The following is a 491-nucleotide window of genomic DNA, read 5'->3' as shown; positions in this document are numbered from 1 at the left end:
ACTATCCCTTCGAACCCAGCGTGGCCAGTGAAGACCTGTTCGAGTCCCAGACCCTGCGCGGGGCCCAGGCCCGGCTCAGGCACCTGCTGCGCCTGCGGGGCATCGGCCTGCTCACCGGCGAGGCCGGCAGCGGCAAGACCACCGCCTGCCGACGCATCACCAGCACCCTGCACTCGGGACTCTATCGTACCTTCTACATCCCCCTGACCACCGGCAATGTCATGGACATGTACAAGTCCATCGCCTGGGAACTGGGCCTGCCCACCGAACGCAATCGCGCCAGCGCCTTCCGCCAGGTGCGCGCCGAAATCTCCCGGCTCACCCTGGAGAGCAAGCAGCTGCCGGTCCTGATCATCGACGAGGCCCATCACCTGCGCAACGATGTCCTGGAGGATCTGCGCCTGCTCACCAACTACGCCATGGACTCCGATCCCCGCCTGTGCCTGCTGTTCGTCGGCCTCACCGAGCTGCGCCGCCGCCTGGGCATGGCG

The 491-nt window shown here is 67.0% G+C and carries 1 protein-coding gene; it reads left to right on the top strand.

All coding sequences use genetic code 11. The annotated features are described in order from the left end of the window. Positions 1-20: 20 nt before the first annotated feature. On the top strand, positions 21-491 hold a 471-nt coding region (locus LPW30_RS15935; protein WP_420797729.1), incomplete at its 3' end, for an AAA family ATPase.

The sequence above is a fragment of the Ectothiorhodospira variabilis genome, assembly GCF_022227625.1.
GTDB lineage: Bacteria > Pseudomonadota > Gammaproteobacteria > Ectothiorhodospirales > Ectothiorhodospiraceae > Ectothiorhodospira > Ectothiorhodospira haloalkaliphila.
This window is presented reverse-complemented; position numbering and strand designations above follow the sequence as displayed.